General features: G+C 60.5%; 19 protein-coding genes. 9 read left to right on the forward strand and 10 right to left on the reverse strand.

What is annotated here, in order from left to right:
- Positions 1 to 40 precede the first annotated feature (40 nt).
- The 3 genes from HGP17_RS18325 to HGP17_RS18335 all read left to right on the forward strand — a co-directional run bounded on the left by HGP17_RS18325 (position 41) and on the right by HGP17_RS18335 (position 2,601).
- A complete protein-coding gene (locus HGP17_RS18325; RefSeq protein WP_004120823.1) occupies positions 41 to 460 on the forward strand; it encodes a helix-turn-helix domain-containing protein in 420 nt (139 codons plus the stop codon).
- 189 nt (positions 461 to 649) lie between these two features.
- Positions 650 to 1,903 (forward strand): methionine adenosyltransferase, encoded by a 1,254-nt coding sequence (gene metK, locus HGP17_RS18330; protein ID WP_168811568.1) that lies wholly within the window; start codon positions 650 to 652, stop codon positions 1,901 to 1,903.
- Positions 1,900 to 2,601 (forward strand): tRNA (guanosine(46)-N(7))-methyltransferase TrmB, encoded by a 702-nt coding sequence (locus HGP17_RS18335; protein ID WP_168811570.1) that lies wholly within the window; start codon positions 1,900 to 1,902, stop codon positions 2,599 to 2,601. Before metK ends, HGP17_RS18335 begins: the two co-directional genes overlap by 4 nt.
- A 159-nt stretch (positions 2,602 to 2,760) precedes the next feature.
- On the opposite strand, the gene HGP17_RS18340 is transcribed toward HGP17_RS18335, so the two are convergent.
- Both HGP17_RS18340 and HGP17_RS18345 read right to left on the reverse strand, forming a co-directional pair.
- A complete protein-coding gene (locus HGP17_RS18340; protein WP_168811572.1) occupies positions 2,761 to 3,018 on the reverse strand; it encodes a DUF1150 family protein in 258 nt (85 codons plus the stop codon).
- Between the two features lie 45 nt (positions 3,019 to 3,063).
- Positions 3,064 to 3,495 (reverse strand): Hsp20 family protein, encoded by a 432-nt coding sequence (locus tag HGP17_RS18345; protein ID WP_168811574.1) that lies wholly within the window; start codon positions 3,493 to 3,495, stop codon positions 3,064 to 3,066.
- 229 nt (positions 3,496 to 3,724) lie between these two features.
- Between HGP17_RS18345 and HGP17_RS18350 the strand changes: the two genes are divergently transcribed.
- On the forward strand, positions 3,725 to 4,669 hold the full coding sequence (locus HGP17_RS18350; protein ID WP_168811577.1) for a nucleoside hydrolase: 945 nt from the start codon (positions 3,725 to 3,727) through the stop codon (positions 4,667 to 4,669).
- 68 nt (positions 4,670 to 4,737) lie between these two features.
- On the opposite strand, the gene HGP17_RS18355 is transcribed toward HGP17_RS18350, so the two are convergent.
- The 3 genes from HGP17_RS18355 to HGP17_RS18365 all read right to left on the reverse strand — a co-directional run bounded on the left by HGP17_RS18355 (position 4,738) and on the right by HGP17_RS18365 (position 9,458).
- Positions 4,738 to 7,083, reverse strand: coding sequence for a methyl-accepting chemotaxis protein (locus HGP17_RS18355; RefSeq protein WP_168811579.1), 2,346 nt, complete (start codon positions 7,081 to 7,083; stop codon positions 4,738 to 4,740).
- A gap of 195 nt (positions 7,084 to 7,278) precedes the next feature.
- Positions 7,279 to 8,178: a ribokinase gene (locus HGP17_RS18360; protein WP_168811581.1), complete on the reverse strand. Its 900-nt coding sequence runs from the start codon at positions 8,176 to 8,178 to the stop codon at positions 7,279 to 7,281.
- A 101-nt stretch (positions 8,179 to 8,279) separates the two neighbouring features.
- The gene (locus tag HGP17_RS18365) at positions 8,280 to 9,458 is read right to left on the reverse strand and encodes a DNA recombination protein RmuC (RefSeq protein ID WP_168811583.1); all 1,179 of its coding nucleotides are present in this window, start codon (positions 9,456 to 9,458) and stop codon (positions 8,280 to 8,282) included.
- A gap of 185 nt (positions 9,459 to 9,643) precedes the next feature.
- On the opposite strand from HGP17_RS18365, the gene def reads away from it, so the two are divergent.
- The 4 genes from def (at position 9,644) to arsC (ending at position 12,472) form a co-directional block, all read left to right on the forward strand.
- Positions 9,644 to 10,159: a peptide deformylase gene (gene def / locus HGP17_RS18370; RefSeq protein ID WP_168811585.1), complete on the forward strand. Its 516-nt coding sequence runs from the start codon at positions 9,644 to 9,646 to the stop codon at positions 10,157 to 10,159.
- Between the two features lie 180 nt (positions 10,160 to 10,339).
- Positions 10,340 to 11,287 carry a methionyl-tRNA formyltransferase gene (gene fmt, locus HGP17_RS18375; protein WP_168811587.1) on the forward strand — a complete coding sequence of 316 codons (948 nt, stop codon included), beginning with the start codon at positions 10,340 to 10,342 and terminating at the stop codon, positions 11,285 to 11,287.
- Positions 11,287 to 12,093, forward strand: coding sequence for a tRNA pseudouridine(38-40) synthase TruA (gene truA / locus HGP17_RS18380; protein WP_168811589.1), 807 nt, complete (start codon positions 11,287 to 11,289; stop codon positions 12,091 to 12,093). The genes fmt and truA overlap by 1 nt, the downstream gene beginning before the upstream one ends.
- Positions 12,071 to 12,472 (forward strand): arsenate reductase (glutaredoxin), encoded by a 402-nt coding sequence (gene arsC, locus HGP17_RS18385; RefSeq protein ID WP_168811591.1) that lies wholly within the window; start codon positions 12,071 to 12,073, stop codon positions 12,470 to 12,472. Before truA ends, arsC begins: the two co-directional genes overlap by 23 nt.
- A 66-nt stretch (positions 12,473 to 12,538) precedes the next feature.
- Here the strand turns inward: arsC and HGP17_RS18390 are convergent, their stop codons facing one another.
- The 3 genes from HGP17_RS18390 to dapD all read right to left on the reverse strand — a co-directional run bounded on the left by HGP17_RS18390 (position 12,539) and on the right by dapD (position 15,335).
- Entirely contained in the window at positions 12,539 to 13,138 is a 600-nt protein-coding gene (locus HGP17_RS18390) for a hypothetical protein (RefSeq protein WP_168811593.1), read from the reverse strand.
- The gene (gene dapE / locus HGP17_RS18395; protein WP_168811595.1) at positions 13,125 to 14,318 is read right to left on the reverse strand and encodes a succinyl-diaminopimelate desuccinylase; all 1,194 of its coding nucleotides are present in this window, start codon (positions 14,316 to 14,318) and stop codon (positions 13,125 to 13,127) included. Before dapE ends, HGP17_RS18390 begins: the two co-directional genes overlap by 14 nt.
- 159 nt (positions 14,319 to 14,477) lie before the next feature.
- The gene (dapD, locus tag HGP17_RS18400) at positions 14,478 to 15,335 is read right to left on the reverse strand and encodes a 2,3,4,5-tetrahydropyridine-2,6-dicarboxylate N-succinyltransferase (RefSeq protein ID WP_168811597.1); all 858 of its coding nucleotides are present in this window, start codon (positions 15,333 to 15,335) and stop codon (positions 14,478 to 14,480) included.
- Between the two features lie 213 nt (positions 15,336 to 15,548).
- On the opposite strand from dapD, the gene HGP17_RS18405 reads away from it, so the two are divergent.
- The gene (locus HGP17_RS18405; RefSeq protein WP_168811599.1) at positions 15,549 to 16,436 is read left to right on the forward strand and encodes an LOG family protein; all 888 of its coding nucleotides are present in this window, start codon (positions 15,549 to 15,551) and stop codon (positions 16,434 to 16,436) included.
- Positions 16,437 to 16,498: 62 nt separating this feature from the next.
- Here the strand turns inward: HGP17_RS18405 and HGP17_RS18410 are convergent, their stop codons facing one another.
- Both HGP17_RS18410 and HGP17_RS18415 read right to left on the reverse strand, forming a co-directional pair.
- Positions 16,499 to 17,146, reverse strand: coding sequence for an EF-hand domain-containing protein (locus HGP17_RS18410; protein WP_168811601.1), 648 nt, complete (start codon positions 17,144 to 17,146; stop codon positions 16,499 to 16,501).
- 113 nt (positions 17,147 to 17,259) lie between these two features.
- Positions 17,260 to 17,964 carry a pyrimidine 5'-nucleotidase gene (locus tag HGP17_RS18415; RefSeq protein ID WP_168811603.1) on the reverse strand — a complete coding sequence of 235 codons (705 nt, stop codon included), beginning with the start codon at positions 17,962 to 17,964 and terminating at the stop codon, positions 17,260 to 17,262.
- Positions 17,965 to 18,082 lie beyond the last annotated feature (118 nt).

Consider the following 18,082-nt stretch of genomic DNA (forward strand, 5'->3'; position numbering starts at 1 on the left):
GGTGGCAGGTCCTGAATTCAACCTATGTTAGGGTAATATGATGATTGAGAATAAAAAGAAGCCGAACCCCATCGACATTCATGTCGGTAGCCGCATACGCCTCCGCCGCACGATGCTTGGCATGAGCCAGGAAAAGCTCGGCGAAAGCCTCGGAATTACGTTTCAGCAAATCCAGAAGTACGAAAAAGGTACCAACCGCGTTGGCGCCAGCCGCCTTCAGAACATCTCCAGCATTCTCAATGTCCCGGTTTCATTCTTCTTCGAAGACGCGCCGGGCGAGCACACGGCCACCGCGGGGGGCATGGCCGAAGCTTCCAGCTCCAACTACGTCGTTGACTTCCTCTCCTCTTCCGAGGGGCTTCAGCTCAACCGCGCCTTCGTGAAAATTTCCGATGGCAAGGTCAGGCGCAAGGTCGTCGAGCTGGTCAAGGCGCTCGCCGCCGAGGCAGACGCCGAATAAGGCCTTGCGAGGCACTTTAAAACCGGTGAAGTCGAGAGGCGGTCATTTTGGCCGCCTTTTCCATGTTTATGGCGAAAATTTATCTCTTCGGCTGGCATATAAAGATATATTTATGTCCTTGTTCGTCTTGTTTTTCGAGCTGGAGACGAATATCAAAAGCAGAGATTTGTTCTTTGAGGGGAATCCCGCATGCGCGCGAATTATCTGTTTACGAGTGAGTCAGTTGCCGAAGGTCACCCGGATAAAGTTTGTGACCGCATTTCCGATGAAATCGTCGATCTGGTTTACCGCGAGGCTGCAAAGACCGGCGTAAACCCCTGGGGCGTGCGCATTGCCTGCGAAACCCTTGCCACCACGAACCGCGTCGTCATCGCCGGTGAAGTTCGCCTTCCGCCGAGCCTGATGAAGAAGGACAAGGACGGCAACGACGTCATCAATCCCTCGAAGTTCAAGGCAGCAGCGCGCCGCGCCATCAAGGACATCGGTTACGAGCAGGACGGCTTCCACTGGAAGAAGGCGCGCATCGACGTGCTCCTGCATTCGCAGTCTGCCGACATCGCTCAAGGCGTTGATAGCGCAGCCGACCAGCAGGGCGACGAAGGTGCCGGCGACCAGGGCATCATGTTCGGCTACGCCTGCAAGGAAACGCCGGATCTCATGCCGGCGCCGATCTACTATTCGCACAAGATCCTGCAGCTGCTCGCAACCGCTCGCAAGAAGGGCGACGGCGAAGTCGCCAAGCTCGGCCCGGACGCCAAGAGCCAGGTGACTGTTCGCTACGTCGACGGCAAGCCGGCCGAAGTGACCTCGATCGTGCTGTCCACGCAGCATCTCGACGATACCTGGGATTCCAAGAAGGTTCGCTCCGTCGTTGAGCCCTATATCATCGAAGCACTCGGTGACCTGAAGATCGCTTCCGATTGCAAGTGGTACATCAACCCCACGGGCAAGTTCGTTATCGGCGGTCCGGACGGCGATGCTGGCCTCACCGGCCGCAAGATCATCGTCGACACCTACGGCGGTGCGGCTCCGCACGGCGGTGGCGCGTTCTCCGGCAAGGACACGACCAAGGTCGACCGTTCGGCCGCTTACGCTGCTCGCTACCTCGCCAAGAACGTCGTTGCAGCCGGTCTGTCCGATCGTTGCACGATCCAGCTCTCCTACGCCATCGGCGTCGCCCAGCCGCTGTCGATCTATGTCGACCTGCATGGCACGGGCAAGGGCGTCACCGAGGACCAGGTCGAAGCGGCAATCCGCAAGAACATGGACCTCTCACCGACCGGCATCCGTCGTCACCTCGACCTGAACAAGCCGATCTACGCCAAGACCTCTGCCTATGGCCATTTCGGCCGCAAGGCTGGCCGTGACGGTTCCTTCTCTTGGGAGCGCACCGACCTGGTGAAGGCTCTCAAGGAAGCCGTGAAGGTTCAGGAAGCGGCATGATCGATACCGAGCGCCGGTCGCGGGCGACGGAAGCATTCTATGGCCGCCGCAAGGGGAAAGCCTTGCGCGGCCAGCAGGCGGAAACGCTGGAATCATTGCTGCCGCAATTCATCGTCGATCTTTCCGCTCCGGCGCCGCAGCCGCTGAACGATCTTTTTCCGGTGCCGACGGAACGTCTGCGCCTGGAGATCGGCTTCGGTGGTGGCGAGCATCTGATCCACAGGGCGTTGGAACAGCCGTCCACCGGTTTCATCGGTGTCGAGCCCTTCGTCAATTCGATGCAGAAACTGCTTGCGCGTGTCGGCGAAACCGGCGCGCGCAATATTCGCGTTTACAACGACGATGCCACCCAGCTGCTCGATTGGCTGCCGGATGCATGCCTGGACCAGATCGATCTGCTTTATCCCGATCCCTGGCCGAAGAAAAAGCACTGGAAGCGCCGTTTCGTCTCCCAGGTCAATCTCACGCGGTTTCATCGTGTGCTGAAGCCCGGTGCGCTCTTCTGCTTTGCGTCCGACATCGATACCTATGTCAACTGGACGCTGCAGCACTGCGCCGCTCACGGCGGCTTTGAATGGACCGCGCTCAATGCGGCCGACTGGCTGACGCCTTACGAGGGATGGCCGAGCACGCGCTACGAAGCCAAGGCCCGGCGCGAGGGACGCTCATCCGCTTATCTGACATTCAGGAAAATCTGATCGCTTGTTTTGTGGCCGCAGCAAGAGGTTGCTGCTGTCGCATCGGCCTTTAAGACCATGCTGCGCGGTGCTGGACATGGCGCAGACGCATGGGCTGGGCAGGGGCCGGTTCCGCGGTCCTTGCAAACGGCGCGCTCCGCCGTCATGCGACGCTGGAGGTCAGTGCAGGCTGACCGTTTTCAGTTCGTCTTCGGCAGCACGATAGAATGTGCTGGAGCGATTGTCCGTCAGCAGAATTGGCGTGCCGTCTGCGCCGAAGAGCGCCCACAGGTCGACTTCCGGATCGATGTCAGGCGCTTCCGGAAAGCAGCGAGAGACCTCGGTCCATTCCATTTTTCTGATATAGGCGACTTCACCGGCGCCGATATCGGCAAGCTCGGATTGGGTCAGGCGGGCGGTGGCTTCTTTCAACAACATGCTCGTACCTCCAGTATGAGGGACCAACGGCAATACGCCGTTGTCCTACTGTGAGACCGAAATGTTAATTTTCTTTACTATGCGGTCGGGTTCGGGCCGAATGAGATCGACGGAGAGCAATCCGTTCTTCAAAGCCGCACCGAGCACCTGCATGCCATCAGCCAAAACGAAGACGCGCTGGAACTGCCGGGCTGCGATGCCGCGATAAAGATAGTCGCGTTCGCTCTGCTCGATCTGGCGTCCTCGGATCAGAAGCTGGTTTTCTTCCGTCGTGACGTCGAGCTCGTCTTCTGAAAATCCGGCGACTGCAAGCGTGATGCGCAGCCGCTCCGGCTCGCCTGAAAGGCGGTCGGCACGCATGCGTTCGATATTGTAAGGCGGGTAACCGTCACTGGCTTTGGAAATACGCTCAAGCGTCTTTTCCATAGTGTCAAAGCCCAGAAGCAGCGGGCTGGCAAAAGGAGTCGTCCGGCTCATCGTTACAAAGTCCTTGGGTGTCAAGCGACTGTTCCGGACCTGATCTTCAGCACCCGGTTGCTCCTAATATGGGAGTACGCGCCGATCAGCGCAAGGCGTGATCTCTTCGCATTTGCGAGATCGAGGCGGTCCGGATGAATCGTTTGTGACAGAGCAAGGCAGCGCTTGACAAAGCCGGACCGGAGTAGCGACAAAGCCTCTCGATCTGTACCGGAGGAAAATCAGAAACATGACCGAACCCAGAAAAATCATTATCGATACCGACCCTGGTCAGGACGACGCCGCAGCGATCTTTCTCGCTTTCGGCAGCCGCGAGGAGATCGATGTGCTCGGTATCACCACAGTCGCTGGCAACGTGCCGCTGCGGCTGACGAGCCGCAATGCCCGCATCATCTGCGAACTCTGCAATCGCCGCGACGTGAAGGTATTCGCCGGCGCCGATGCACCGCTGAAGCGCAAGCTGGTCACGGCCGAACATGTGCATGGCAAGACCGGCCTCGACGGCCCGGATCTCGCTGAGCCGACCATGGAGCTGCAGCCCGGTCATGCCGTCGACTTCATCGTCGACACGTTGCGCAACGAGCCGGAAGGCACCGTGACGCTCTGCACGCTCGGCCCATTGACCAACATCGCTCTGGCCTTCCAGAAGGCGCCCGAGATTGTCTCGCGCGTTCGCGAGCTGGTCATGATGGGCGGCGGCTTCTTCGAGGGCGGCAACATCACGCCGGCAGCCGAGTTCAACGTCTATGTCGACCCGGAAGCGGCCGATGTCGTCTTCCGCTCGGGCGTGCCCATCGTCATGATGCCGCTCGACGTCACGCACAAGCTGCTGACGCGCAAGGATCGCGTCGAACGCATTGCCGCCGTCGGCACGCCGCCGGCCAAGGCCATGGTCGAGATGCTGCAGTTCTTCGAGCGTTTCGATATCGAAAAATACGGTTCGGACGGCGGTCCGCTGCACGACCCGACGGTTATCGCCTATCTCCTCAAGCCGGAGCTCTTCAGGGGCCGCGATTGCAATGTCGAGATCGAAGTGACGTCGGAACTGACCGTCGGCATGACCGTGGTCGACTGGTGGCACGTTACCGAGCGCAAGCACAATGCCAAGGTCATCCGTGATGTCGATGCCGATGGCTTTTTCGCGCTGCTGACGGAACGTTTCGCTCGCATCTGAGCGCCAGGCATAAACGAAAAGGCCGCCGGATTGCTCCGGCGGCCTTTCTATTGTTAAGCTAAGCCGGCTCAGAATTCTTCCCAGTCGTCCTGTGCCAGGGCATTGGCGCCGTGGGTCTGGGGCACAGTCTTGCGCGCAGGTGCCGCGACAGGAGCCGTGACGCGGCGCGGCGCGGCTGGAGCCCGCATCTGCTGGGCGGTTGCCCGCAAGGCGCCCGCGTTGTCCTGAGCGCCACGCGAGGTGCGGAAGCGAGCAACCAGCGTCTTCAGCGTCTGCGCTTCCTCGGCAAGCGTCACGCTCGAGGCCGTCGTCTCTTCGACCATGGCCGCATTCTGTTGCGTGACCTGATCCATCTGGTTCATGGCCGAGTTGATTTCTTTCAGGCCGATGGCCTGCTCGCTTGCCGAGGCGGAAATCTGGCGGATGAGGCCGTTGATCTCCATGACCTGCTGGGCGATCTTGTGCAGGGCATCGCCGGCGCGGCCGACCAGATCCACACCTTCCTTGACCTGACCTGCCGAGGCGTTGATCAGCGTCTTGATTTCTTTGGCGGCGTTGGCCGAGCGCTGCGCCAGTTCGCGGACTTCCTGGGCGACGACGGCAAAGCCTTTGCCTGCTTCGCCGGCACGAGCCGCTTCCACGCCGGCGTTCAACGCCAGAAGGTTGGTCTGGAAGGCGATCTCGTCGATCACCCCGATGATGCGCGACACTTCCTGAGACGACTGCTCGATGCCATGCATGGAAGCGATGGCCCGCTGGACGATTTCGCCCGAATGTTCGGCATCCTCGGAAGCCGCATTGACGCTGCTTGCCGCCGTGCGGGCGTTGTCGGCGCTGGAGTTGACCTGTGCCGTCAGCTCATTGAGGGCGGCTGCGGTTTCTTCGAGGCTTGCCGCCTGCTGCTCGGTGCGGCGGGCCAGATCCGAGGCGCTGTTGCTGATTTCGCCGGTGCCGCTGCCGATGTTGCTGACGCTGGCGTTGACGGTGTAAACCGTCTCTTCCAGGCTGGCGAGCGCGGCATTGAAATCCTGCTTCAGCTGAGCGTATTCGCCGGGGAAATCGTCCGTGATCCGCTGGCTCAGGTTGCCCTTCGAAAGTTCGGCAAGGCTCTGGCCGAGGATGCTGACGATGTGGCGCTGCAGCGCGACACCTTCGTTGCGCTCGCTCTCCGAGCGGCGGCGTTCGCCTTCCGCGGCCAGACGCTGGTCATTGGCTTCGCCTTCCAGACGCTTGGTATCGGCAAGTGCAAAGCGGAAGCCCTCAAGGGCCTTGGCGACGGAACCCACTTCGTCGGCGCGGGCCTGACCGGCGACCGGCTCGGCATAATTTCCCGCACTCAGGCGGTTGACGCTGGCAACGAGGCCGGCAAGCGGCGTCTGCACGAAGCCACGCACCGCAGCGTAAAGCGCAAGCATCACGGCGGCGAGCACGAGGATGCCGGCAATGATCATCGTATAGGTCTGATCCTGCACGGGTGCGGCGACCGCGCTATGCGGTACGTCGATAAGGACGACCCAGGTTGCGTTCAGGCCGGGAACCGCGAAGGGATAGACGACACGATCAAAGGCTTCGCCACCGTCTTCAGAGAGGTTCTTGAGAACGCTCGGCGAAGAAGAGGTGAGTGCCGCCTTGATGACGTCGGCGCCTGCTGCCTTGTAATCCTTCATCAGCTGATCCGGCGTCGGGGCAACCAGCCACTTGTTGTCCTGCGACACCAGCAACACGCGGCCGGAGCCGAAGGGCTGCATCTTCTGCAGCTTGCTGGAAAGCGAGTTGAGCGAGATATCGACGCCGGCGACGCCGATCAGCTTGCCACCCGACATCACGGGATACGCGATCGAGCTCATTGTCGTCGGAACGTCAGTGCCCTGTGCGAGATAAGGCGGGGTAATCGCGCCCTTGCCGCTTTCGGCCGCCAGCTTCCACCAAGGGGCAGTGTAATCATTGTCAAAGGTCGAGAACTGGATGCCGCCGTCCTTGGTCTTGGACCAATATGGGGTGAAGGCGCCCTTTTCGTTGACGGCCTGTTCCTTGTTGTTGGCAAGCTCCATGGTCTTGCCATCCAGCGCGCCAAGCTGTTCGCAGAACCAGCTGCCGAAAGCAAAGGCATTCTGTTCCACGTTCGCCTTGAGAATGTTGACGATGCCTTTGCGGTCGAAGGTATGGCCTTCGTGAGCACGGCCGATGACGGCGGCCATCGAACGGGATGCGCTCGCCATTTCGCCGACATTGGCGGCAATCTCATTGGAAATGGATTTGGCCTCGGTATTGGCCTGATCCATTGTAAGGGTTTCGACGCGATCGCGGGTTTGGGAAATCAATAAAAAGTTGGAAACCAGCAAGACGAGTGCAATCGCCAGCCCGGTCACCAAGATCAACTTGGCCGCAAGCGACTTCATACGAAAGATGAACATCATTTCCTCGAAAAAGCGATGCGTCGGATACACATTATCCAGATGCAAAGTCGGCGCAGGATGGCCCCATCATGGGGCCGCCGTGTGAGTTCCTGCCGCGGGCGGAACGCTATGCGCGCCAGGTCAAGAGGAGAATGATACGGAAGCGCAAAAATTTAATTAATTGCGCCCCCGGATGCTTACGATTTGTTACCCTTAAAGGCGTTCGGCGACTTCGCTGGCGACGGGAATCGAGGGCTGTGCACCCTGCTTCAGGCATGCAAGAGAACCGGCAACCGCCGCGCGGCGCAAACTGGCGTGGAAATCCAGACCCTGATCGAGGCTGGCGGCGAAGTAGCCACAGAAGGTGTCGCCGGCGCCGACCGTATCGACCGGCTCGATGACGAGGCCTTTGGCGCGGGAAAGCTCACCATCGCGAATGGCGATAACGCCGTCGCCGCCGAGCGTGACGATCAGCGTCTGACCGGTCTCGCCGTGCAGACGCACGAGCGCTGCCTCGCGTTCGGATGACGACATGTTGTCCTGGCCCGCGAGCCTTTCGAATTCGGTCTCATTGGCGATGACGATATCGGCGAGGCGGCCGAGACGTGCGGCTTCCGGGATCAGCGGTGCGAGGTTGAGCACCGTGCGGACGCCCTTAGCCTTTGCCGCATTCAGCGCGGTCTCTACGGCATCGACAGGGATTTCGAACTGCAGCATCAGCGTGTCGCCGGCATTCAGCGCCGCAACGGCCGTTTCCGCATGCTCCGTCGTATTCGTGCCGTTGGCGCCTGGAACGACCGCAATCATGTTCTCGCCGTCGCCGCCGACGAGGATCAGGGCCGTGCCCGTCGGCTCGGAAACGCGGCGGACGGTGGAGAGATCGGTGCCCGCCGTCTGCAGCAGGTCGACCGCCGGTTCCGCAAAACCATCATTGCCGACAGCGCCGCTCATGCGCACTGCTGCACCCGCACGGCGCGCTGCCAAAGCCTGATTGGCGCCCTTGCCGCCGGCGGCAGTGGAAAAGCCGTTGCCGGCGACGGTTTCGCCCGGCTTCGGCAAGCGATCCGTGGTGGCGATGAGGTCCATGTTGATGGAGCCGAAGATAGTGATCATGCGATATCCTGCCCTGGGTGTTGCGCCTGCACGATCCTGCCCGAAGGCTGCCTTTGTCTTTTCGGATCATGCATCGATTGGGCGCGACACTGCCGAAGCGATCAGTCTTCGTCAACCACCCTGAGCTTGAGTTGGCTTGTGCGATTGTCGGCCGGCTTGGGTCTTTCCTCCGGACGTGTCTTTGCAGGCTCTTTGGCCGCCTCGAATTCCAGCGCCTCTATTCGCTCGCCACGTCTTGCCAGCTTGTCGGCAGAGGTGACGATCATGTCGACATCCTTCTGAGCCATGGCGAAATGACCCTGAAGTTTGCGCACGCGCTCATCGAGACGCGAGAGATCGTCCATCAGGTGCGCCACCTCGCTCTGGATCACATGCGCCTGCTCGCGCATGCGCTGGTCCTTCAGCACCGCCTGGATAACCTGGATCGACAGCATCAGCAGCGACGGCGAAACGATGACGATGCGCGCGCGCTGGGCCTTCTGCACGATCGCCTCGAAATTCTCGTGGATCTCCGCGAAGATCGACTCGGACGGGACGAAGAGGAAGGCCGTGTCCTGCGTCTCGCTGGGGATCAGATATTTCTCCGAGATGTCGCGGATATGCAGCTCGAGATCTCGGCGAAACTGCTGCGCGGCAATCTTGCCATGTTCGGGGCTGGCAGCGGCGCGAATGGCGTTCCAGGCTTCCAACGGGAATTTTGCATCGATGACCAGCGGCGGCGAGCCGTTCGGCATGCGCACCGTGCAGTCAGGCCGGGAGCCGTTCGATAGCGTCGCCTGGAATGCATAGGCGCCCATGGGAAGCCCATCGGCGATAATGGTTTCCATGCGCGCCTGGCCGAAGGCGCCCCGCGTCTGCTTGTTCGACAATATCGCCTGAAGCCCGACGACATCCTTTGCCAGCGTCTGGATATTGGTCTGCGCGGCATCGATCACAGCCAAACGTTCCTGCAGGCGCCGGAGGTTTTCATGCGTCGAGCGTGTTTGCTCGCCGATCGTTGCCGTGACCCGTTGCGACATGCCGTCCAGGCGCTGGCCGATGGCCTGATTGAGTTCGGCCTGTCGCGAGCCAAACACTTCAGCCATGGTGGCGAGCCGCCCCTGCATCTCCGCCTGCGAGCGCAGGAGTGCCGCCATCGTATGCTCGGCATCGAGCGCATTATCCTCCGCGCGCGCCTTGCTGCGCACGAAAAGAACGATCACCGCGATCGTAAGCAGAATAACGATGCCGGTCAGAACCTGGACCGTGGAAATGGCTTGGCCAAAGAGGATGGAGGACATGAAACCCGGCGTGCTGATGACGTTCTCTTGCCAGCATAGCAAAACTGCGGCGAATAGCCAGATCAAACCGTGAACAAAATTTCAGCTCCATTTAGGCAGACTTTGCAGGCGTATGATGAAAAAACACCCACTTGCGGCCATCTTGGCGATTCCATCGCGCAACAAGATGCGTTATGGGAAACGTCATGACGATCAAGCCACTCATCATTTTGCCCGACCCGCTGCTCCGCCAGGCTTCCAAGCCCATCGAGCAGATCAATACCGAAATTCAGCGCCTTGCCGACGACATGCTGGAAACCATGTACGACGCGCCTGGCATCGGCCTTGCTGCGATCCAGATCGGTGTTCCACGCCGGATGCTGGTCATCGATATCGCGCGCGAAGGCGAAGATAAGAAGCCGCTGGTTTTCATCAATCCGGAGATCGTCGCGTCCTCGGACGAGCGCTCGGTCTATGAAGAGGGTTGCCTGTCCATTCCGGATTATTACGCCGAAGTCGAACGCCCGGCGCGTGTCACCGTCAAGCACCTGGACCGCGAAGGCAAGGAGCAGCTCACCGAGGCCGATGGTCTGCTCGCAACCTGCGTGCAGCACGAGATCGACCATCTGAACGGCGTGCTCTTCATCGACTATATCTCGCGCCTGAAGCGCGAGATGGTGATCAAGAAGTTCACCAAGGCCGCCAAGTCCAAGGCACTCTGAGCAACTTCCTGACAAAAGTTGCTTCATCTGGTCTCGCGGCTTCTGTTCGCTACGATGCGCAAATCTGGGTCGTCGATCGCTGCCGGCGTCGTGTTTGAAGACGGTGAACGTTTGACCTCCGATGGCGCTTTTGCCGCTATGGTCACTCGAAACTTGATAATCTCAGCCGGATTGGATCGCATGTCGCTCAACATCATATTCATGGGAACGCCCGAATTTTCCGTACCGACGCTGCGGTCCTTGATCGATGCGGGGCATAAGGTGCGGGCGGTTTATACGCAGCCGCCGCGTCCCGGCGGTCGACGGGGGCTCGATCTGCAGAAGTCGCCCGTGCATCAGGCGGCGGAGTTGTTGGGACTGCCGGTTTTCACGCCCGTCAATTTCAAGGACCCGGACGATCGCCAGCGCTTTCGTGATCTCGATGCCGATGTCGCCGTCGTCGTTGCTTACGGCTTGCTGCTGTCCGAAGCAATTCTGACAGGCACGCGCCTTGGCTGCTACAACGGCCACGCCTCCCTGCTGCCGCGCTGGCGTGGTGCCGCTCCAATTCAGCGGGCGATCATGGCGGGCGATGCCAAGACCGGCATGATGGTGATGAAGATGGACAAGGGGCTGGATACCGGCCCGGTCGCGCTCACGCGTGAAGTCGAGATCGGCAATACCATGACGGCAGGCGAGCTGCATGACAGGCTGATGCTTGCCGGCGCAAAAGCCATGGCCGAGGCCATGAACAAGCTGGAGCACGACGAGCTGCCGCTCACCGCGCAGCCATCCGAAGGCGTTCTCTATGCCGCAAAGATCGACAAGGGAGAGACCCGCATCGACTTCGCCAAGCCTGCGGCCGATGTTCACAATCACATTCGCGGGTTGTCGCCATTTCCGGGCGCCTGGTTCGAGGCTGAGATTGCCGGCCGGCCAGAGCGTATCAAAGTGCTCGGTTCCGAGCTGGCCGAGGGCAGCGGCACCGCTGGCCAGGTGCTGACGGATGATCTGGTCGTTGCCTGCGCCTCCGGTGCGATCAGGCTCACGAAGCTGCAGAAGGCCGGCGGCAAGCCGTTGGCCGCAGCCGATTTCCTGCGCGGCACGCCCATTGCGCCAGGCACCGTGTTTCCCTCGGAGCAAGGTTGATGCCGCGCTACAGAATGACTGTCGAATATGACGGCATTCCCTATGTCGGCTGGCAGCGTCAGGAAAACGGGCCTTCCGTGCAGGGGGCGATCGAAAGCGCCATACTGTCGCTAACGGGTGAGACGGTTTCCATCCGCGGGGCAGGGCGCACCGATTCCGGCGTCCATGCCATGGGGCAGGTCATGCATGCCGACCTTTCCAAGGAGTGGAAGGTCTATACGCTCCGCAACGCGCTCAATGCTCATCTGAGGATGGCCGGAGACCGTGTCGCCATCCTCGATATCCTCGAGGTCGATCAAAGCTTCGATGCGCGCTTCTCGGCCATCCGCCGGCACTATCTCTATCGCATCATCACCCGCCGCGCACCGCTGGCGCTGGAAGCCGGGCGCGCCTGGTGGGTGCCGAAAGACATGGATCATGAAGTCATGCACGCAGCGGCGCAGACGCTGACCGGCTTGCATGATTTCACCACCTTCCGCTCGGCGCATTGTCAGGCAAATAGCCCCGTGCGCACGCTCGACCGGCTGGACGTGACGCGCACCGGCGAGTTGATCGAAATCCGCGCCACGGCGCAGAGCTTCCTGCACAACCAGATCCGCTCTTTCGCCGGCACATTGAAGCTCGCGGGCGAGGGCAAGTGGACGCCCGACGACGTGCGCGCAGCGCTTGAGGCGCGAGATCGCAAGGCCTGCGGTCCGGTCGCACCGCCCGATGGCCTCTATTTCATGCGGGTGGATTATCGTGACGGCGCCGGTCTGCCCGGCGGCGAGGGAGAGAATGTCGATGACGGTGACGATCTATCATAACCCCGCCTGCGGTACATCGCGCAACACGCTGGCGATGATCCGCCAGTCCGGTGAAGAGCCTGTCGTTATCGAATATCTGAAGACGCCGCCCAGCCGCGAAGAGTTGCTCAAACTCGCCGCCGCCATGGGTCTGAGCGTTCGCGACATCCTTCGACAGAAGGGCACGCCCTATAACGAGCTCGGCCTTAGCAATCCCGATTTGACCGACGATCAGCTTCTGGACCAAATCATGCAGCATCCGATCCTGATCAATCGTCCGATCGTGGTCACCGACAAAGGCGTGCGCCTTTGCCGTCCGTCCGAAGCTGTGCTCGATATCCTGCCGAATTCGGATATCGGCACCTTTATCAAGGAAGACGGCGAGATCGTCAGCCGCTAGCGCCTGCGCTTTTCTTCGGATCGCGCAGACGCTCAATCTCTGCGTATTTCCTGGGAACGATTGAGCTCAGCCCGGCGGATAGACGCCAAGGAAGTGCTGCAGGAAGTCCGTCAGCAGCATGTTCGGAATGAGCAGCATCAGTGTCAGCGCGCCGATGAAAAGCGGATGGGTGCCGCAGATCATCCTCAGAATACGCGCCAATGAAAAGATGATGGCCATCGTCAGTGCAAGCGATAGGAACCCGGCGAGAACCTTGGCGCCGGGAACAAAGATGGTGAACGCGAACAGCAGCGCATTCAGATAGTTTGCCGGCACGAAGAACCAGTTCATGGTCGCCACGATAGGCGGAAATTTATCGCCGAAGCGGAAGGCCAGAAGCAGCACGCCGGCAAGGATCGGCGGCAGCAGCCAGCCGGACGCCTCGACCAGGGCAAGACGCAGGAAGAATGCAAGCCCCGTCGACGTTTCCGGCGGCATGGCCAGGAGATAGGCCTGCTGCAGCCACAGCCAGGAAATACCGATCGGCGGCAGGCTCCAGAAAATGGCCCAGAAGGAGCGCAGCATGCCGCGATCCGTCGTGTCCAGATACTGGAAGCCGCGCGCATCCATGCGTATCAGCAGCCAGAGGCCGGATAGATAATATTGAACTTCCTTAAAGGTCGGCATTCTCGAACCAGCGCTTGATGAAGGTCTGGTAGATCTCAGTCAGCGTTTCGAGATCCGCGACGGCCACGCGTTCGTCCACCATGTGCATGGTCTGGCCGACAAGGCCGAACTCCACGACGGGGCAATAATCCTTGATATAACGGGCATCCGACGTGCCCCCAGTGGTCGAGAGCGCCGGCCTTTGGCCCGTGACGTTCTCCACGGCGGAGGAGAGAGATGCGATCAGCGCATTGTTGCGCGTCAGAAAGACATGGCTCGGACGTTCCGACCAGGTGATCTCGTATTTGGTCGGCTCGCGGCCGGGACGCAGCGTCTGATCAGCCGCCGCAGCATCGAGGCGGGCGAGAATTTCAGCCTTCAGAGTCTCGGCGGTCCAGGTGTCGTTGAAGCGGATGTTGAAGGCAGCAGTCGCCTTGGCGGCAATGACGTTGGTCGCCGTGTTGCCCACGTCGATGGACGTCACTTCGAGATTGGATGGCTGAAAACTGTCCGTGCCGGCATCGAAAGGCGGGTCGAGCAGCGCTTCCGTCAGCTTGACGATGCTGCGCACCGGATTGTCGGCAAGGTGCGGATAGGCGGCGTGGCCCTGAACGCCATGAACGGTCATGAAGCCGGAGATCGAGCCGCGGCGGCCGATCTTGATCATGTCGCCGAGCCGGTCGGGATTGGTCGGTTCGCCAACGAGCGAGGCGTCCCACGTTTCGCCGCGTTCCGCGGCCCATTGCAGCAGCTTTACCGTGCCGTTGATCGCCGGGCCTTCTTCATCGCCGGTGATTAGGAAAGAGATCGAACCGGCGGGCTTGCCGTATTTCTCGATATGGCGAGCAACCGCCGCGGCGAAGCAGGCAATGCCACCCTTCATATCCACGGCGCCGCGGCCGAAGAGCTCGCCATCGGCGATTTCGGCGGCAAAGGGCGGATGGCTCCACGAGGCCGCGTCACCGACGGGGACGACGTCCGTATGCCCGGCAAACATCAGATGCGGCCCATCCGTGCCGAGCCGCGCATAAAGGTTTTCGATGTCGGGCGTTCCCGGCTCCGTGGCCGTCATGCGCTCTACCTTGAAGCCGAGGGGCTGCAACATGTCGGCAAGCGCGGTCAGCGCACCGCCCTCGGCAGGTGTGACGGAGGCGCAGCGGATCAGGGTCTGGAGATTCGTGATGGGATTGGTAACTGTCATCGGAGGCAACTTATCCGGCGGGAAATGGCAAAGCGATGGCAAAGGATCGGCGATGAGTCGAAAATCTTTGCCGCGATTCCAGCAATCGCACAGGCATGCTCACCGGGCAAGCATGAGGGAAGCGCGATATGGCAACCGCGCGTCCGAAAAATTCCGGGATCAGTCGCGCAGCAGCTCGTTGATGCCGGTCTTCGAGCGGGTCTTTTCGTCGACGCGCTTGACGATGACGGCGCAATAGAGGCTCGGAGCGGGCTGACCGTTTGCCATGGTATTGCCGCTGGGCAGAGCGCCTGCAACGACGACCGAGTAAGGCGGAACTTCGCCGTAGGTGATCTCGCCGGTGGCGCGATCGACGATCTTCGTGGACTTGCCGATGAAGACGCCCATGCCGAGCACGGAGCCTTCACGGATGATGCAGCCTTCAACGACTTCGGAACGGGCGCCGATGAAGCAATTGTCTTCGATGATCGTCGGGCCGGCCTGCATCGGCTCCAGCACGCCGCCGATGCCGACGCCGCCGGAGAGGTGAACATGCTTGCCGATCTGCGCGCAGGAGCCGACGGTCGCCCAGGTGTCGACCATGGTGCCTTCGCCGACATAGGCGCCGAGATTGACGAAGGACGGCATCAGGATGGCGTTCGGCGCGATATAGGCGGAATGGCGCACGACGGCGTTCGGCACGGCGCGGAAGCCGGCTTCACGGAAGCGGTTCTCACCCCAGCCTTCGAACTTGGAGGGAACCTTGTCCCACCATGTGGATGCCCCTGGGCCGCCTTCGACGATTTTCATGTCGTTCAGGCGGAACGAGAGCAGCACCGCTTTCTTGAGCCACTGATTGACGGTCCAGTTGCCATCGGCACCACGTTCGGCCACGCGAACCTTGCCGCTGTCGAGAAGGCTGAGCGCCGTTTCGACGGCGTCGCGGACTTCGCCGCGCGTCGACGTGTTCACATTGTCGCGATTGTCGAAGGCGGCCTCGATGGACTTTTCGAGGGAGGCGAGATCGTTAGCGCTCATGGAAATTCCTTAAAACGTCAGTGCCTAGCGTGATTTCCGGAAAGGGTCCGGAAGCGGTCGATTGGTCCTATAGCATGGATGTCGAAATTGGAATGTCTTTTCCGCGCCGATTGAGCTTGGATTCAAGGCATTGTAGGGGCATATGAAATAGCTTGGGCATTCGCATCCGCGGGTGCGAATGCCCGTCATGATCGGTTCGAAAGGCATGAATAGATGAGCAAGGCGAAGAACGGCAGGCTGAGGCGCAAGGATGGGGTTTGGGATCCGTTGAAGACGAGTTCGGCGGACAAGCAGCGAGCCGAGTCGGTGCCACGTACGCCGCAGTCCATGTCGCCCTCCTACCGGCTTGCCTATGCGGACGAGGATTTCCTCTGCCGTGAGGAGCTGCGGCCGATCCGCCTGCAGCTGGAACTGCTGAAGACGGAGATGTCGCTCACCGAGCGCGGCATCAAGTCGACCGTTGTCATGTTCGGCGGTGCGCGCATTCCGGCGCCGGGCACCAACGCATGGGCGGCCCGCAACGACGTGCAGCGCGCCAATCTTGAGGCCGCGTCGGTCTACTATGAGGAAGCCCGCAAGTTCGCCCGGCTCTGCTCACGCTATTCCGCCGGCTTCGATTACCACGAATATGTCGTCGTCACCGGCGGCGGCCCTGGCGTGATGGAAGCGGGCAATCGCGGCGCGACCGAGGAAGGCGCACCGTCGATCGGCCTCAACATCGTGCTGCCGCACGAGCAGGCGCCGAACGCCTATGTGACGCCGGAACTCAGCTTCAATTTCCATTATTTCGCGATCCGCAAGATGCACTTCATGGTGCGCGCCAAGGCGATCGCCGTGTTCCCCGGCGGCTTCGGCACGCTCGACGAACTGTTCGAGTGCCTGACGCTGATCCAGACCGGCCGCATGGAGCGCCTGCCGCTCATTCTCTTCGGCGAAAAATTCTGGCGCAGCATCGTCAATTTCGATGCGTTGGCCGAGTTCGGTACGATTGCGCCCGATGACGTCAACCTCATCAGCTTCGTGGATACCGCCGATGAGGCCTGGAAGATCGTTCGCGACTTCTATGAACACGACAACGGTCATCACGAAAGCGGTCATTGAAAATGAAAAGCCCGCCTTCGCATGGCGAGGGCGGGCTTTCTATTCGCGTGTAATGGATCCGTTTAGAGCAGCGGCCGGTTCGGCATGTCGTCCAGCGAGATCACGCCGTCATGGTTGCGATCCATACGGTCGAACAGCTTGTTGGCCGCGTCTTCGGCTTCCTGCTTGCTGATCTGACCGTTCTCATCCTTGTCGATGCGGTGGAACATCATCAGACCGCGCATCATGCCTGCTTCGTGCATGAAGCGGCCATGCGGCCTGTGATGGTGGCGTCCGCCATCCTTGCCCTTGTTGTCGGCATCGGCCTGATCGCCGTTTGCCTGGTCCGGCTTGGCCTGATCTGCCGTGGCCTGATCCTTGCCGTCCGCCTTGGCGCGCTCGGCCTTCCATTCCTTGAAGCGCTCCTGGCGATAGGCGCGCAGTTCGCCGGGCGTGATTTCACCGTCGTGGTTCGTGTCGATCTGATCGAAGATCTTGTCGACGCCGGCCTTGACTTCATCGCGCGTGACCTTGGTGTCGCCCGGCTGGCCGAACTGCTTCAGCATGCGCACATAGACGATTTCGGGTGAAAAGCGAGGTCCATGCCAATGTCTGGCGTGATGATGACCGCCCCTTGCTCCGTCGCCTTGAGCCGCAAAGCTGACCTGGGCGGCACCGCCCGCCAGGAGGGCTGCGGAAAGTCCTGCAAGAAGAATTTTTTTCCCGTTCATCGTTTTTCCTTTCGTGTCGAGGAATGATTAAACGATAGGGCGGGAGGCCCAAAACGGCCAATTAAACATCCGTAAGGCGCATGAAACTTTCGTAACGCCTTCCTAAAAAAGGGTTAAGCCAGCGCCTTGAGGAAAGCCGTCAGGTCGTCGGTTACGTAGTCGATGTGATCGTCGTCGCCCGTTGTCCGTTCCCACCATTCGATGACGGTGGTCTCGAGGTTTTGCGGCACCAGAAGCACCGTTTTCATGCCGAGCGCCTTGGGCACGGTGAGGTTGCGCGGCAGGTCCTCGAACATGGCGGCGTTCTTGGTGTCCACCCGGTTGAGGCTCATGAATTTGTCATAGGTGCTGCCGGCGGGCTTCGGCACGTAATCGGCCGCAACGATATCGAAAATATCGTCGAAATTGTCGAGAATGCCGAGCGCGCCTGCTGCCGCCTGAGCATGCTTGACGCTGCCGTTGGTGAAAATGAACTTCCGACCCGGCAGCGCCTTGATCGCGGCCGCCAGTTCCGGCTGCGGCGTCAGTGCCGAATAGTCGATCGCATGCGCCTTTTCCAGGAAGTCGTTGGGATCGATCTTGTGATGGATCATCAATCCCTGCAGCGTCGTGCCGTGATCGTGGTAATATTGCTTCTGGAGCTTGCGCGCCTCGTCGCGCTCCATCTGCAGCAGGGTCGAGACATAGGCCGTCATGTTCTTGTCGATCTGCGCAAAGAGATCGACGTGATGCGGATAGAGTGTGTTGTCGAGATCGAACACCCAATCGCGGATATTGGAGAAGTCTGAAGGCTCGGAAAGTGTCTTTGTCTTGCTCATAGCGCCTTATGACATGCCGTTTCCTGCAAGGAAAAGGAAATAATCATGCTGCGGCACTTGGACTCCGTGACCAAGATTGCCGATCATTGCAATGCCGACAATGATTTACCATTGATTT

This window comes from Rhizobium sp. P38BS-XIX (assembly GCF_012641435.1).
In the GTDB taxonomy this organism is placed as follows: Bacteria; Pseudomonadota; Alphaproteobacteria; order Rhizobiales; family Rhizobiaceae; genus Rhizobium.